Source organism: Pseudomonas sp. BIOMIG1BAC (assembly GCF_001705995.2).
Taxonomy (GTDB): Bacteria; Pseudomonadota; Gammaproteobacteria; order Pseudomonadales; family Pseudomonadaceae; genus Aquipseudomonas; species Aquipseudomonas sessilinigenes.
In genome coordinates, this window is record NZ_CP049045.1 from 3,316,900 (window position 1) to 3,330,343 (window position 13,444).

General features: G+C 59.0%; 8 protein-coding genes and 3 pseudogenes. 6 read left to right on the forward strand and 5 right to left on the reverse strand.

Annotated features, from left to right (window positions below; all coding sequences use genetic code 11):
• Nucleotides 1–17 precede the first annotated feature (17 nt).
• Nucleotides 18–1,023 (forward strand): annotated as a pseudogene (locus tag ATY02_RS15770) (IS5 family transposase).
• Nucleotides 1,024–1,169: 146 nt separating this feature from the next.
• Here ATY02_RS15770 and ATY02_RS36625 read toward each other — a convergent pair.
• A pseudogene (locus tag ATY02_RS36625) lies at nucleotides 1,170–1,277 on the reverse strand (efflux RND transporter permease subunit); the annotation flags it as partial.
• A gap of 19 nt (nucleotides 1,278–1,296) precedes the next feature.
• A complete protein-coding gene (locus ATY02_RS15780) occupies nucleotides 1,297–2,454 on the reverse strand; it encodes a MexC family multidrug efflux RND transporter periplasmic adaptor subunit (protein WP_164823675.1) in 1,158 nt (385 codons plus the stop codon).
• 117 nt (nucleotides 2,455–2,571) lie between these two features.
• Here ATY02_RS15780 and ATY02_RS15785 point away from each other — a divergent pair.
• The 5 genes and pseudogenes from ATY02_RS15785 (at nucleotide 2,572) to ATY02_RS15805 (ending at nucleotide 9,368) form a co-directional block, all read left to right on the forward strand.
• Nucleotides 2,572–3,609: pseudogene (locus tag ATY02_RS15785) on the forward strand (IS630-like element ISPa47 family transposase).
• A gap of 77 nt (nucleotides 3,610–3,686) precedes the next feature.
• Nucleotides 3,687–4,292, forward strand: coding sequence for a TetR/AcrR family transcriptional regulator (locus ATY02_RS15790; RefSeq protein WP_068583060.1), 606 nt, complete (start codon nucleotides 3,687–3,689; stop codon nucleotides 4,290–4,292).
• Between the two features lie 25 nt (nucleotides 4,293–4,317).
• Complete coding sequence (locus ATY02_RS15795; RefSeq protein ID WP_068583057.1) at nucleotides 4,318–4,956, forward strand: paraquat-inducible protein A; 639 nt, start codon at nucleotides 4,318–4,320, stop codon at nucleotides 4,954–4,956.
• A 219-nt stretch (nucleotides 4,957–5,175) separates the two neighbouring features.
• On the forward strand, nucleotides 5,176–6,267 hold the full coding sequence (locus ATY02_RS15800; RefSeq protein WP_068583054.1) for an efflux RND transporter periplasmic adaptor subunit: 1,092 nt from the start codon (nucleotides 5,176–5,178) through the stop codon (nucleotides 6,265–6,267).
• Nucleotides 6,264–9,368 (forward strand): efflux RND transporter permease subunit, encoded by a 3,105-nt coding sequence (locus ATY02_RS15805; RefSeq protein ID WP_164823676.1) that lies wholly within the window; start codon nucleotides 6,264–6,266, stop codon nucleotides 9,366–9,368. Before ATY02_RS15800 ends, ATY02_RS15805 begins: the two co-directional genes overlap by 4 nt.
• A 283-nt stretch (nucleotides 9,369–9,651) precedes the next feature.
• Here ATY02_RS15805 and ATY02_RS15810 read toward each other — a convergent pair whose 3' ends face one another.
• The 3 genes from ATY02_RS15810 to ATY02_RS15820 form a co-directional block, all read right to left on the reverse strand.
• Nucleotides 9,652–10,512 carry an NAD(P)-dependent oxidoreductase gene (locus ATY02_RS15810; protein WP_322708471.1) on the reverse strand — a complete coding sequence of 287 codons (861 nt, stop codon included), beginning with the start codon at nucleotides 10,510–10,512 and terminating at the stop codon, nucleotides 9,652–9,654.
• A gap of 141 nt (nucleotides 10,513–10,653) precedes the next feature.
• Complete coding sequence (locus ATY02_RS15815; RefSeq protein WP_068589291.1) at nucleotides 10,654–12,033, reverse strand: aspartate aminotransferase family protein; 1,380 nt, start codon at nucleotides 12,031–12,033, stop codon at nucleotides 10,654–10,656.
• A 91-nt stretch (nucleotides 12,034–12,124) separates the two neighbouring features.
• Nucleotides 12,125–13,378 (reverse strand): diaminobutyrate--2-oxoglutarate transaminase, encoded by a 1,254-nt coding sequence (locus tag ATY02_RS15820; protein WP_068589288.1) that lies wholly within the window; start codon nucleotides 13,376–13,378, stop codon nucleotides 12,125–12,127.
• Nucleotides 13,379–13,444: the final 66 nt, after the last annotated feature.

Consider the following 13,444-nt stretch of genomic DNA (forward strand, 5'->3'; position numbering starts at 1 on the left):
ACCCACCGAGTTTCCCGATGAAGCAGATGACCTTCGCCGACGCCGAGTACGCTGGCAAGCGCAAAAAAACCCGCAAGGAGTTGTTCCTGATCGAGATGGATCGGGTGGTGCCGTGGAAGGGCTTGATTGCTTTGATCGAGCCACATTATCCGAAAGGTGAAGGTGGCCGTCCGGCCTACCCGTTGATGGCGATGCTGCGTGTGCATCTGCTGCAGAACTGGTTCGGCTACAGCGATCCAGCGATGGAGGAAGCGCTGTACGAAACCACGATCCTGCGCCAGTTTGCCGGGCTGAACCTGGAGCGCATCCCCGACGAAACCACCATTCTCAACTTCCGCCGCTTGCTGGAGAAACACGAGCTGGCGGCCGGCATCCACGTCCTGTCATCAATGGCTATCTGGGCGACCGCGGCCTGTCGCTGCGCCAGGGCACCATCGTCGATGCAACGCTGATCAATGCGCCCAGTTCGACCAAGGTGTAGCAATTTGCGCAGACCACGTGACAAGGACGGCAAGCGCGACCCGGAAATGCACCAGACCAAGAAGGGAAACCAGTATTATTTTGGCATGAAGGCCCACATCGGCGCCGATGACGAATCGGGTCTGGTGCACAGCGTAGTGGGCACGGCGGCCAATGTGGCGGATGTCACCCAGGTGGACAAATTGCTGCATGGCGACGAAAACGTGGTCTGCGCCGATGCAGGCTACACCGGTGTCGAAAAAGCGGCCCGAGCATGAAGGACGAAGTTATCTGGCAGGTGGCGGCACGCCGCAGCACCTACAAAAACTCGATAAGCGCAGCGTGCTGTACAAAGCCAAGCGCAAGATTGAAAAGGCCAAGGCTCAGGTGCGCGCCAAGGTCGAGCATCCGTTCCGGGTAATCAAGCGCCAGTTCGGTTACACCAAGGTGCGCTTTCGCGGCTTGGCCAAAAACACGGCGCAACTGGTGACACTGTTCGCTCTGTCGAACCTGTGGATGGCGCGCCGACATTTACTGACGAATGCAGGAGAGGTGCGCCTGTAATGCGGGAAATGGCCACCGGAGTGGGGTCCGGGTGGCGAAAACGTAAGAAATACTCGTCGAATTGATTGTTTTTGATCATTTGGCGAGTTTAAAAGTTGCGCTAGGTGGTATGCCGGGGAAATACATGGCTACTTCAGACCATCCTTAGGGTATTGGGCCACCGGTAACTTGGAGATAACTAGCAACCCGAACAGTGAGATAAACAGCGCGACCACCCAAGCAAAGTTAGGACGCCTGATGAAAAAATTCGACATCGAAAAATCCTCGCGGCAATTACGCCCTTACTTCTGCGGCTCTGGGGGTGGCAGTGACACTCTTGGGCTCGACCTTGGCTCCAGGCTGCAGGCCAGCCAAGCCACTTGTGATCACCCGGTCACCGGCTTTCAAGCCATCACGAATCTGCCAACGTGCTCCCTGCATAACACCGGTCTGCACTTGACGTGACTGAGCACGGCCGTCGTCGCCCATCAACAACACGAAGGCACTGCCATCCGGACTACGTTGCACAGCCCGCTGCGGCACTAAAACAGCCTGGCTATCGGTCCCCTGTGGAGTGCTGACACGTACATACATACCTGGCAGCAGATTACCGTCGCGGTTATCAAACTGACCGCGTAGAGTCACTTGGCCCGTACCAGGGTCCACCGCAACATCTGTGAAAAGCAGCTTCCCTCTACGCTCATACGAAGTGCCTTCAATTCTTACAGACAGGCTCTGCTGCGAATCAGTGGCCAAGGTCCCATTCTTAAGGGCTTCACGTAGACGCAACGCATCGGCGGCGGTCTGGGTGAAATCTGCGTAGATCGGGTCCAACTGCTGGATGCGCGCCATCAGGGTCGCTTCGCCCTGGCCAACCAGGGCGCCTTCGGTTACCAGTGCACGTCCGACTCGGCCAGAGATCGGCGCGATGACCGAGGTGTACCCCAGGTTCAGGCGCGCGGTTTCCAGGTCGGCCTGGGCCGAGCGGGTCGCTGCCTGGGCGCTGTGCAAGTCGGCACTGGCTTTGTCGTAGTCCTGCTGGCTGACCGCTTCAATCTTCACCAGTGTCTCATAGCGTTTGGCCCGTGCCTGGGCCTCCTTCATCCCGGCCTGGGCCCGGGCCAGGTCGCCCTCGGCACGGGACACCGCTGCCTTGAGCGGCGCGGGATCGATCTGGAACAACAGATCGCCGGCCTTGACGTCGGCGCCTTCCTCGAAGCGCTTATTCAGCACGATCCCCGCCACCCGTGCCCGCACCTCGGCTACACGCATTGGCTCAACTCGCCCCGGCAATTCCGAAACAAGTGCTAAAGGCTCGCTTACCACCGCCAGCACTTCCACAGGACGCGCCGTTTCCACAACAGGGCTCTGCTCGCTCGCCGGACCACACCCTGCCAATGCGATGGCTACTGCCAATGCCCCTGCCGTTCTTACTGCACGAAAATTGCCCATGACTCACCTAAGGCTTGATTGAAAACGGCCGGGATGGTACTTTTCAATCCACTTTGAGTCAACATTGATTCATATTAACCTGGCAAATAAATAGGGCATATTAGATAATCTGTCTCCATGAAAATAGATGCCCGTAAACTCAGCCCCCAAGAACAACGTGAAAAGCGCTCCACGGCCCTACGCATGCGTGAGCAGGGTTACACCTACAAGGCTATTGGCGAAGCGGTTGGTGTTCACCCCCGCACTATTGCTCACTGGGCGCAGGTCGCAGAACATAAAGGCGAAAAGGCTGCCATTGCCGGCGGCCAGCGTGGTGTGCGCCAGGGTGATCGCCGCAGTTTGAGCTCCAGCCAGGAAGTGCTGATTCGCACCTTGATGACCGATAAGATGCCCGACCAACTCAAGCTCGGCTTTGCGCTCTGGACGCGTGATGCGGTGCGAGAACTGATCCGCCAGCGCTGTGGTTTTCTCATGCCGGTTCGAACGGTTGGTGAATACCTCAAGCGTTGGGGCTACACCCCCGCAGCGCCCACTGCATCGGGCTTATCAGCAGAAACCTGAAGTGGTTCAGCACTGGCTGGATAATGAATATCCACGCATCGCACAGCGGGCCAGGGCTGAGAATGGTGAGATTCAGTGGGGCGACGAAACCGGTATGCGCAGTGACAGCCATGCTGGCCGCAGCTACGCCCCTATTGGCGAAACGCCGGTGCGCCTGGTCAGCGGCAGTCGTTTTTCCACCAACATGATTTCCACCGTGACCAATCGGGGCAAACTGCGCTTCATGCTGTATCGGGAAACGCTGACAGCCCCAGTGCTGATTCGCTTCCTGAGTCGCCTGATTCGCGATGCTCAGGGCCGCAAGGTGTTCCTGATTCTCGACAACCTGCGCGTACACCACAGCAAAAGGTGAGCGCCTGGGTTGGCGACCGCAAAGAGCAAATCGAACTGTTCTTCTTGCCGGCCTACGCCCCGGAGTTGAACCCTGACGAGTATTTGAATTGTGATTTGAAACATCAGGTTCGCACGGGCTTGCCGGCGCGTAATCAGGACGAACTGGAAAGGCGTGTTCGCTCGGTCATGAGACGATTGCAATTACGCCCTCAAAGAATCCGTTCTTATTTCCGGCATCCACGTATCGCCTACGCAGCATGATTTGGTGTATTTGATTGCCGGGTTAATATGATCAAAATAAGATCCAACCTTCATCCTTCCGGAAACCAATCGGCCCTATGCAAGCATCTGGAAAGTTCACTCAAGAAAGGGCAACTTCCCTGTCCCCACAGGAGGAGCGCCTGTTACGCCTGCTAACCACCGCGATAGTTCATCACCCAAGAGCTTCCATGTCCGAACTGGCGCAGGTAGTTGGGGTGAGCAGAGCCACTCTGCATCGCTTCTGTGGCACTCGGGACAACCTTCTGAAAAAACTAGAAAGCCGTGCTAAGGAGGTACTTACGAAGATCATCGACAATGCTCGTTTGCAGCAAGATGAATTTCTCTCTGCCCTTGAGCGCTTAATCAACGAGCACCTGGCACACCGCGAACTGCTAGCATTTTTAGTAGTTCAATATCGGCCCGATTTCCTCGATGAAAGCCCTAACGCCGCGCCTTGGTATTCCTACTTGTATGCTTTGGATACTTTCTTTCTCCGTGGCCAGCAGCAAGGCGTACTACGTATTGATATCACCGCGTCGATTCTTACCGAAATGTTCATCAGTCTGGTGTATGGCATGGTCGATGCTGAGCAACGTGGTCGCGCAGCCAGCGCTAACACCGCCCATATCCTGCCGCAGATGTTCCTTTACGGCGCAGGCTCTCATATTCGGATGGAAACCTAGACTAGGCTCCCTCAGGCCCTATTAAATGCCTAATACCAACCTCAACAATCTGGCGGCCCTTCCCTTGGAGGCATTGGTCGCTTGCCATGAATGCGATCTTTTGATGCGCCGTGAGCAGCTGGAAGCCGGCGAAAAAAGCTGCTGCCCGCGTTGCGGCTTTGAACTGGCCGTGCATCACCACCAATGGCAACGCCGCTGCTTCGCATTGGTGCTAACTGCCTTGCTGCTCTACATCCCGGCCAATTTCTTGCCGATCATGCACCTCACCCTGCTCGGCCAAACCCGCAGCGAAACAGTCTGGAGTGGTGTGCTCGGGCTGTTCGACAGCGGCATGCAGGGAGTGGCCGTGGTGGTGCTGCTCAGCAGCATGGCAATTCCGCTGCTCAAGCTCCTGTGCCAGTTGCTGGTATTGCTGAGCGTGAGGTTCAAGGTGGCGCGCCGCGCCGGCATGCTGCTCTACCGCAGTTATCACCATCTGCGCGAATGGGGCATGCTCGAGGTCTATCTGTTCGGAATCCTGGTGTCCATCGTCAAGCTGATCGACATCGCCGAGCTGAACCTGGGCGTCGGCTTGGCCTGCTTCGTGGCGCTGCTACTGACCCAGATTTGGCTGGAAATGAGTATGCCAGCGCACCAAGTTTGGGAAGCACTGTCAGATGAGTAGTTTCATCCCTCAGTTTTTCTACTAGGTTTGCAATGAGCTATTTGAAACTCAGTCGGAGCATTTCAATTTTATAAATACTCTCCGCAATGCTTCGATCATTGCCTAGAATTTTTATTGCTTGCTTCGCCGCTAAGAATTTTAACTCTGTAATAAGAAGTGTTTCTACTGAAAAGCGAACACATTGACTTGCGTGTGCTATTTGATCGAGGGAAAGATAAAATGAAAGTGCTTATGGCGTTACGGATATGCGGCTATATTTTCGGCTTCAGCCTATTCCTTACTGGCTGCCAGGAGGAGAAGCGATCGGAAGAGGCACCGCGCCCCGTTCGAGTAGTCATCGCAGAGCCTGCTGTTATTGGCGAAGAAGTTGCGCAAACAGGGGAGATTCGCGCGCACATCGAGACCGATCTCGCTTTTCGTATCCCGGGTCGCATTGCGACTCGTAGCGTAGATGTAGGAGCCAATGTTGCCAAGGGCCAAGTTTTAGCAGTCCTCGATCCAAACGATGTGCAAAATGAGGTACGGATTGCCGAAGCAGAAGTGCGTAGTGCAGAAGCGGCAGAAGAGTTTGCCAGGTCGGGACTTGAGCGACAGCGCATGCTATTCGATAAGCAGTTCGTGGCCCGTGCCCGGGTGGATGAGGCCGCGGCCAACTGGCGGGCAGCCAATGCTCGGCTCAATGTTGCGAAGACTGGACTGCTGACTGCGCGCAACAAGTTGAGCTACACCGAGTTGCGGGCACCCGACGCCGCCATCGTCAGCGCGGTGATGGTCAATAACGGCCAGGTGGTCGATGCCGGTCAGTTGGCGTTCAAGCTCGCCTCGACCCAGGAGCGTGACGCAGTCTTCAACGTCTCTGAGCGCCTCTACACATCGGTGGTCTCTGACGTAAAAGTCGAAGTCGCCCTTGTGTCAGACCCCAAGATCAAGGTCATTGGCTCTATTCGTGATGTCAGCCCAACTGCAGATGCCGCCACCCGTACCTATCGGGTGCGCATTGCGCTGCCGCAAACCCCACCCGCCATGACCTTGGGCGCCACCGTGACAGGCCGTCTGCTATTGCCTGGCAAAGCCTTATTCATTCTCCCCGCCTCGTCCTTGACTAGTGAGGATGGCAAGCCGGCAGTCTTCATCGTGCAGCCTTCCGATCACACGCTTATCCGTAAACCTGTCGTTGTCACACGCTTTACAGCGACACAGGCACTGGTAGAGTCCGGATTGACCGAAGGCGATGCCGTGGTAACAGCTGGGGTCAGCAAACTCCGGACAGGACAGAAAGTTGTCTACGATGCCGCCGAGGTGAGCCAATGAAGCCGAACACAACACCTCCAGAAGATCAGCGCGGGTTCAACCTATCCGCCTGGTCGATCGGCCAGATGCCACTGATGTTCTTTCTCATGCTGGTGACCCTAGTGGGGGGGGCGATCAGCTATTCCAAACTGAGTCGCAACGAAGACCCGGCCTTCACCATCAAGACTATGGTTGTATCAGCACGATGGCCTGGGGCAACCATCGATGATACAACAAAACTATTGACTGATCGTCTCGAGAAAAAACTTGAAGAGACGCCTTACCTCGATAGGCTAGATAGTTATACGCGCCCGGGCGAGACCGTGATCATGGTCAATCTGCGCGATGATGCTCCGGCAGGAATAGTCCCTGATGCCTGGTATCAGGTTCGCAAGAAGATGGCTGATGTGAGCACCACTCTGCCCAGTGGCGTGCAGGGCCCGTTTTTCGACGACGAATTCGGCGACACCTACGGGCAGATCTTCGGCTTCACCGCCGAGGGTTTCTCCGACCGTGAACTGCGTGACTACCTCGAAGGCGTGCGTGCGGAGCTGCTACGGATTCCTGGAATCGGCAAGGTTCAGTTGCTAGGGGTACAGGAAGAGCAGATCGTCATTGAGTTCTCCCCTGGCCGGCTGGCAGCCTTCGGGCTTGATGAAGAAGCCGTCCTACGGGCCTTGAAAGCACAGAACGCGGTTATACCGTCTGGCACGGTGCGACTAGCCGAAGACAAGATAGCACTGCGCGTCAGCGGCGGCTTCGCCTCCGAAGAGAGCCTGCGCAATGTGACGCTGCGGGCAAACGAGCGTTTCGTGCCCCTCACCGAGCTGGCCACTGTCCAGCGAATTCCTGCCGACCCGCCAGCCCCGCTGTTCCGGGTCAATGGCGAGAAAGCCCTCGGCCTTGCCATCTCGATGGCCTCGGGCGGCAACCTACTCAATTTCGGCGAAGCGGTTCGCACCCGCATGGATGAGGTCAAGGCCTCCCTGCCCCACGGTATCGAGATGATCCAGGTCGCCGACCAGTCGACAGTCGTGAAGCAGGCTGTCAGTGGTTTTCTGACGGTCCTAGCCGAAGCGGTGGCGATCGTACTGGCCGTATCGTTTGTCTCACTCGGTGTTCGTGCGGGCTTGGTGGTCAGCCTCTCGATCCCTCTGGTTCTGGCCATGACCTTCATCGGTATGGAGTTGACAGGCATCGGCCTGCAACGCATCTCACTTGGCGCGCTGATCATCGCCCTCGGCCTGTTGGTGGATGACGCGATGATCACCGTCGAGGCCATGGTCGGCAAACTCGAAGAAGGCTGGAGCCTCAGACGGGCCGCGAGCTTCGCCTATGAGTCAACCGCATTCCCGATGCTGACAGGTACCCTGGTGATGATCGCCGGGTTCATCCCGGTGGGGTTCGCCGCCTCGAGCGCGGGTGAATACTGCTACTCGATGTTCATGGTTGTACTGATCTCGCTGTCGGCTTCCTGGGTGGTCGCGGTACTGTTCTCTCCTTTGCTCGGAACCCTGATCCTGCCCAAGTCGCTGCCCCATCACGGGCATGACGGCGGACGCCTGATGAACGCCTACGAGCGGGCGCTGGCCTGGGCCCTCAAGCATCGGGCGCTGACCCTGGGCTTTGCCGGCGCGGCCTTCGTGGCGTCGCTCGGCGGGGCAAGCTACCTCGAACAGCAGTTCTTCCCGCCCTCCGACCGCCCCGAGCTGCTAGTCAGCTTGACGCTGCCGCAGAATGCCTCGCTGGATGCAACCATACGCCAGGCCTCAAAACTCGAGGAGTTGCTGAAGAATGACCCGGATGTCGAGCGCTTCTCCACCTACATCGGCTCCGGTGCCATTCGCTTCTATCTGCCCATGGAGGTGCTGCTGCAGAACGAGAACGTCACCCAAACTGTAGTGGTAGCCAAGGGGGTCAAGGAGCGTGATGCGTTGCAGGCCAGGCTGGCTGCGGCATTCAAGACCCAATTCTCCGGGCTTATCGCGCGTGCGACGCCACTGGAACTAGGCCCACCGGTGGGCTGGCCACTTAAGTACCGGGTCACCGGCCCCGACCAGGACAAGGTACGTGATATTGCCGCACGCCTGGCCAATGTGATCTCCACCAACCACGACACCCGAGAGGTGCATCTGCTGTCCGGTGAGCCACAACGCAGCGTCCGGGTCGAAGTCGACCAGACTCAGGCGCGTGCACTGGGGCTTTCCTCGGAAGACATCGCCAGTGCCATGGCAACGATCTTTTCCGGCTCGGCGGTCACCACGGTACGCGACCAGGAGCGGCTCATCGATGTAGTGATCCGCGCACAAATCGGCGAGCGCACTAACTTGGCCACCCTCGCCAATCTCCAGCTGCGCACGGCCGACGGTCATAGCGTTCCCTTGACGCAGATCGCCAAGCTCAGTTTCGGCGTGGAAGACCCCATCGTCTGGCGCCGCCAGCGCCTGCCGCTGATCACCGTACAGAGTGACATTCGCGAAGGGCTCGAGGCGGCCACTGTGGTCCAGGCACTGGCGCCCGCCGTGGCACGGTTCTCTGCCGAGCTGCCCAAGGGCTACAAGGTTGAAGTCGGCGGCGCGGTCGAGGAAGCGGCCAAGGGCAGCAAATCTCTCGCCGCAGTGCTGCCGCTCACAGCACTGGTGATGTGCGTACTGCTGATGGTGCAACTGCGCAGTTTCTCGCGCATGTTTCTGGCGTTGGCAATGGCTCCATTCGGGCTCATCGGTGTGGTTCTGGCCATGTTGCCGACGGCAACGCCCATGGGCTTTGTCGCGCAGCTGGGGGTCATCGCCCTAGTGGGCATGATCGTGCGCAACGCGATCATCCTGATCGAGGAGGTCGACATCAACATGCGGCTCGGCCAATCCCCTTCCGAGGCTATAGTGCACGCCTCGATGCACCGGGCCCGGCCGATTTTGTTGACCGCCTGCGCCGCTATCCTCGGCATGATCCCGATCGCCCCGCAGATATTCTGGGGCCCTATGGCTTATGCGGTGATTGGTGGATTGGCCGTGGCGACAATAGTGACCCTGACGGTCCTGCCCTGTGGCATTTCCTTGCTGCTTCAGTGGGAAAACCGGACCAGGCGAGCACAAGAGCCCCCCCCCGGATACTGTTCATGAAGAACCCGCCACCGGCGCATGAACCTTCCACTGTAGACCCACTGCTGTATGGATGATGGCGCTGGGTCGATCATGAACATCGCATTGCCTTGATGAGGCAATGCGATGAATGTCCCCCTGCTCCTGTGAACCCGATGCAGATTCACAGCCCCCAAAAGCAGCGGTGACGCTCCCCAGGTATCGGCCAGAGCTGGTCAGTGCGCCCCACCAGGGAGCGCTTGTCTCATCCAGCGCGTGCGCGGCAGCGTCACGCAGCCCAGGTAGATCGACCGCGGTACAGGCGTCAGTTACTGCTCTGCTCTTGCAAGGGAGCACTCGTTGCGAACACCTGGGTGGCGGCCGCGATGTCCTGATCACCGTAGCCCATCAATACCCCGCGTTGCGCTACCTGGCACACAGCGTCGAATACCGGCGTCCAAGCGCCTTGTGCCTGTAGGGATTGGGCTATGTAGGCAAAGGCACCCGCATGCACGTCGAACCTGGCCTGATCGCCCGCAAAATCCCCTGTTTCGAGCCGGCGTACTGCTTCCTCGAGTGCGTCGGCGATGAAAAAGCGCGACGTATCGAGCAGGCGTCGGGGCGTCGCCGTGCTGCACAGGCCAAATCGCGCGCTCGCCGCCACGGCCTCGAAAAACGTGACCATGGCGGCGAATGCATGTGCGTGAAGCACGGTTGCAAAGGCGAAGGCCTCTTCCCAGGGAAGGAAGCTTGCATGGCCGGCGAGGACTTCAAGCAGCGCCCGATGCTGTTCGAAGGCTTCACGGTCGCCGGTATGGATGCAGTGACTTTCACGATGACCGACATTGCGCGGGTAGGCCACGATCATCCCTTTGAGATAGTGACCGCCCGCCTGACTGATGAGTGCCTGAAGCTCCCGGCTCTCTTCTTCGGCGCTGGTGGTGTAGTCGACGATCGTGCGCTTGGCCAGTGCACGCGTCACCCCCGCCATCCCCAGCACCTCAAGTGTTGCCTGGTGGTCCAGCAGCACGAAGACCGCCACCGGGCTGGCGTCGAGCGCGGCCTCGACAGAGTCGTAGAGGTGCGCACCAGCGGCCACCAATGCCGTTACCTTGCCGGGTGATCGATTGTAGAGCGCTACGCGTTTGCCTTGCTTGAGAAAAGCTTGCGCCATGATCGTGCCCATGGCGCCCAGTCCGACCACGGAAACCTCAAAGTCGAAGCTTGCTGCATTTTGTTCGTGCACAGCCAGATCCTCATGGTTGTTGTTTTATCTGATCAGTGGAGTTGTCCGGGCAGCCAACGGGGTGGCTGTACAGACCTTGGATCAAAGCAGGTTCTGTGAGCGCGCCCAGTCCGTTGCGTCACTCAAGGTCCGCTCGAATGCGCTGAAGATGGCGTCGACATCGTCCTCTGTCGTAATCAGCGGCGGGCAGAAAGCGACGGTGTCGTATATGGAGCGAATGATCAGCCCATGCTTGTGGGCCTGCTTGAAGATGTAGCTGCCCAGGATTCCCGGCTGGCTGAACGGTTGTTTCTGCGCCTTGTCCGCCACCAGCTCGATCCCGCCCACCAGCCCTACTCCGCGCACATCGCCCACCAGGGGATGGTCTGCGAAGGCTCGCAGCCGACTCTGGAACGCAGGAGCCAAGCGCTGGACATGACCGACCAGATCGCGCTCTTCGATGATGCGGATGTTTTCCAGCGCCACGGCAGTGGCGATCGGATGACCGCTGGTGGTCAAGCCGTGCACGAACGAGCCCAGCCGACCGCTGTGGCTCAGCAGAATGTCGTGGATGGCATCGGACACCAGCAAGGCCGCCAACGGCTGATAGGAGGATGTCAACTGCTTGGAGAGCACCATGATATCGGGCTGGATGCCATACAGTTCGGAGCCGAACATCCTGCCCAGCCGGCCAAAGCCGGTGACGATCTCGTCGATCACCACGAGGATGTCGTAGCGCTTGCACACCGCCTGGATCGCCGCCCAGTAACCCTTGGGAGGGGGCAGCACGCCGCCTGCCGCAATAACCGGCTCGCCAATGAATGCGGCTATGGTTTCCGGCCCTTCAGCCAGGATGTAGCGCTCCAGTTCATCCGCCAGGCGCATCGAGAACGCCTCTTCGCTTTCCCCTGGCCTGGCAAGGCGGTAATAGTTCGGGCAGGTCAGATGGTGTACGGGAATCGCCGGCAGATCGAAGTCGCGATGAATCGACGGAATGCCGGTCAGGCTTGCGGAGGCGACGGTGGTGCCGTGGTAGGCCTGCTGGCGAGAGATGAATTTCTTCTTGGCCGGCCTGCCCAGTGCGTTGTTCAGGTACCAGACCACCTTCACCACCGAATCATTGGCTTCGGAACCTGAGTTGGTGAAGAACACATGGTTCAAGTCACCGGGGGCGAGTTCGGCCAGCTTGGCCGCCAGCGCCGCGGCCGAAGCATGGGTCTTGTGGCTGAAATTGTGATAGTACGGCAGCTGTTTGAACTGCTCCATGGCCGCATCGATCAGGCGTTGTTCGCTGAACCCCAATGCCGTGCTCCAGAGACCCGACATGGCTTCGATATAGGCGTCGCCCTGGTCATCGATGACCCGTATGCCATCCCCCTTGGCAATGACAAAAGGCCCTGTCTCTTGGTGTTGTGCCAAGTTGGTATAGGGATGGATCAGTGAAGACAGATCGTTCTGCACCGTTGCAGTGACATTTTTCATTGGCTCATTTTCCTCCTGCGAGCGATTGGCGATTGAACAGCCCTCATCGCAGCACGGGCATCGGCACGTGCTGCCCTGAGGTCCCGCCCCCTTATTGGCCCAGTGCAGCGGCGACCGATTCGGCGAAAATCCTCAAGCCTTCTGCAAGCTGATCCGCGGGGGTGTTGATCGGTGGCATCAGCTTGATGATTTCGCCGTTCGGGCCGCAGCGGTCCGCCAGGAGGCCGGCCCGAAGCGCACGCTGCTGGGCATCCTTGGTCAGCGCAACCTTGCCACGGCCGAAGTCGATACCGGCCACCATGCCGCGGCAGCGCGCACCGGCAACGCCAGGAATCTCGGCGATATCGGCAACCCCTCGTGCCATGAGCGCGACGTTGTCGGAAAGTGACTTGAGGAATGTTTCATCGTGCCAGTAGCCGAGCGCGATCTGCGCGGTCAGAAACGCCAGCTGGTTGCCGCGGAAGGTGCCGATGTGATCGCCCGGCTGCCACACATCCAGTGCCGAGCGAATCAGTACTATGGCCATCGGCAGCCCGAAGCCGCCGATGGATTTGGCACAGGTCACCAGGTCCGGCTGGATGCCGGAGCGCTCGAAACCGAAGAAATCTCCAGTGCGCCCGCACCCGGCCTGCACCTCATCGCAGATCAGGATCACCCCGTGGTCGGTGGTCCACTGGCGCAGTCGTTGCAACCAACTGTCCGAGGCCGCATATACACCCGCCTGGATCTGGACCGATTCCACGATCACCGCCGCGGGCAGTTCCGATCCGCTGCCCTGGTCATTGGCCAGGCGCTCGAGGAAACCGATGCTGTCGAATTCGCCATACGGGCTGTCTTCGTAGGGAACGAAGATCACCTCGGAGGACAAACCGGCGCCGCGCCGAGTGCGATTTCCGGTGACCGCCAGGGCCCCGGCGGTCATGCCGTGGTAAGCGCCATAGAAGGAGACGACCTTGGTCCGCCCGGTGGCCTTGCGCGCCAGTTTCAGCGCGGCCTCAACGGCATCCGCACCGGTTGGGCCGGTGAACTGGACCTTGTAGTCCCAGCCTCGTGGCACGAACAGGTCGCGCTTGATCGACTCCAGGAAGCGCCGCTTCATGCTGGTGTGCAGGTCCAGGGCATGGGTCACCCCATTGGCCGTCAGGTATTCGATCAAGGCATCGCGCATCCGCGGGTCGTTGTGGCCGTAATTCAAGGCCCCGGCGCCGGCGAAGAAGTCCAGGTATTCGCGGCCATCCTCAGCGTGGACCTTGCTCCCCAGGGCCGTATCGAACACCAGCGGCAAGTCACGGCAATACATCCGGACGTTGGACTCGAGTTCTTCAAAGGTCTCAATGTTGTTCATGCATAGCCTCTTGCAGTTGTCCGGGCGCAGCCGGCAGGCGGCTTGCCCGGGGGTTCACGATGTCTT

Bases quoted from the DNA above. Each gene is read 5' to 3' on its own strand.
- ATY02_RS15780 (WP_164823675.1), bottom strand. From the start codon at position 2,454: ATGGGCAATTTTCGTGCAGTAAGAACGGCAGGGGCATTGGCAGTAGCC.
- ATY02_RS15790 (WP_068583060.1), top strand. From the start codon at position 3,687: ATGCAAGCATCTGGAAAGTTCACTCAAGAAAGGGCAACTTCCCTGTCC.
- ATY02_RS15795 (WP_068583057.1), top strand. From the start codon at position 4,318: ATGCCTAATACCAACCTCAACAATCTGGCGGCCCTTCCCTTGGAGGCA.
- ATY02_RS15800 (WP_068583054.1), top strand. From the start codon at position 5,176: ATGAAAGTGCTTATGGCGTTACGGATATGCGGCTATATTTTCGGCTTC.
- ATY02_RS15805 (WP_164823676.1), top strand. From the start codon at position 6,264: ATGAAGCCGAACACAACACCTCCAGAAGATCAGCGCGGGTTCAACCTA.
- ATY02_RS15810 (WP_322708471.1), bottom strand. From the start codon at position 10,512: ATGGGCACGATCATGGCGCAAGCTTTTCTCAAGCAAGGCAAACGCGTA.
- ATY02_RS15815 (WP_068589291.1), bottom strand. From the start codon at position 12,033: ATGAAAAATGTCACTGCAACGGTGCAGAACGATCTGTCTTCACTGATC.
- ATY02_RS15820 (WP_068589288.1), bottom strand. From the start codon at position 13,378: ATGAACAACATTGAGACCTTTGAAGAACTCGAGTCCAACGTCCGGATG.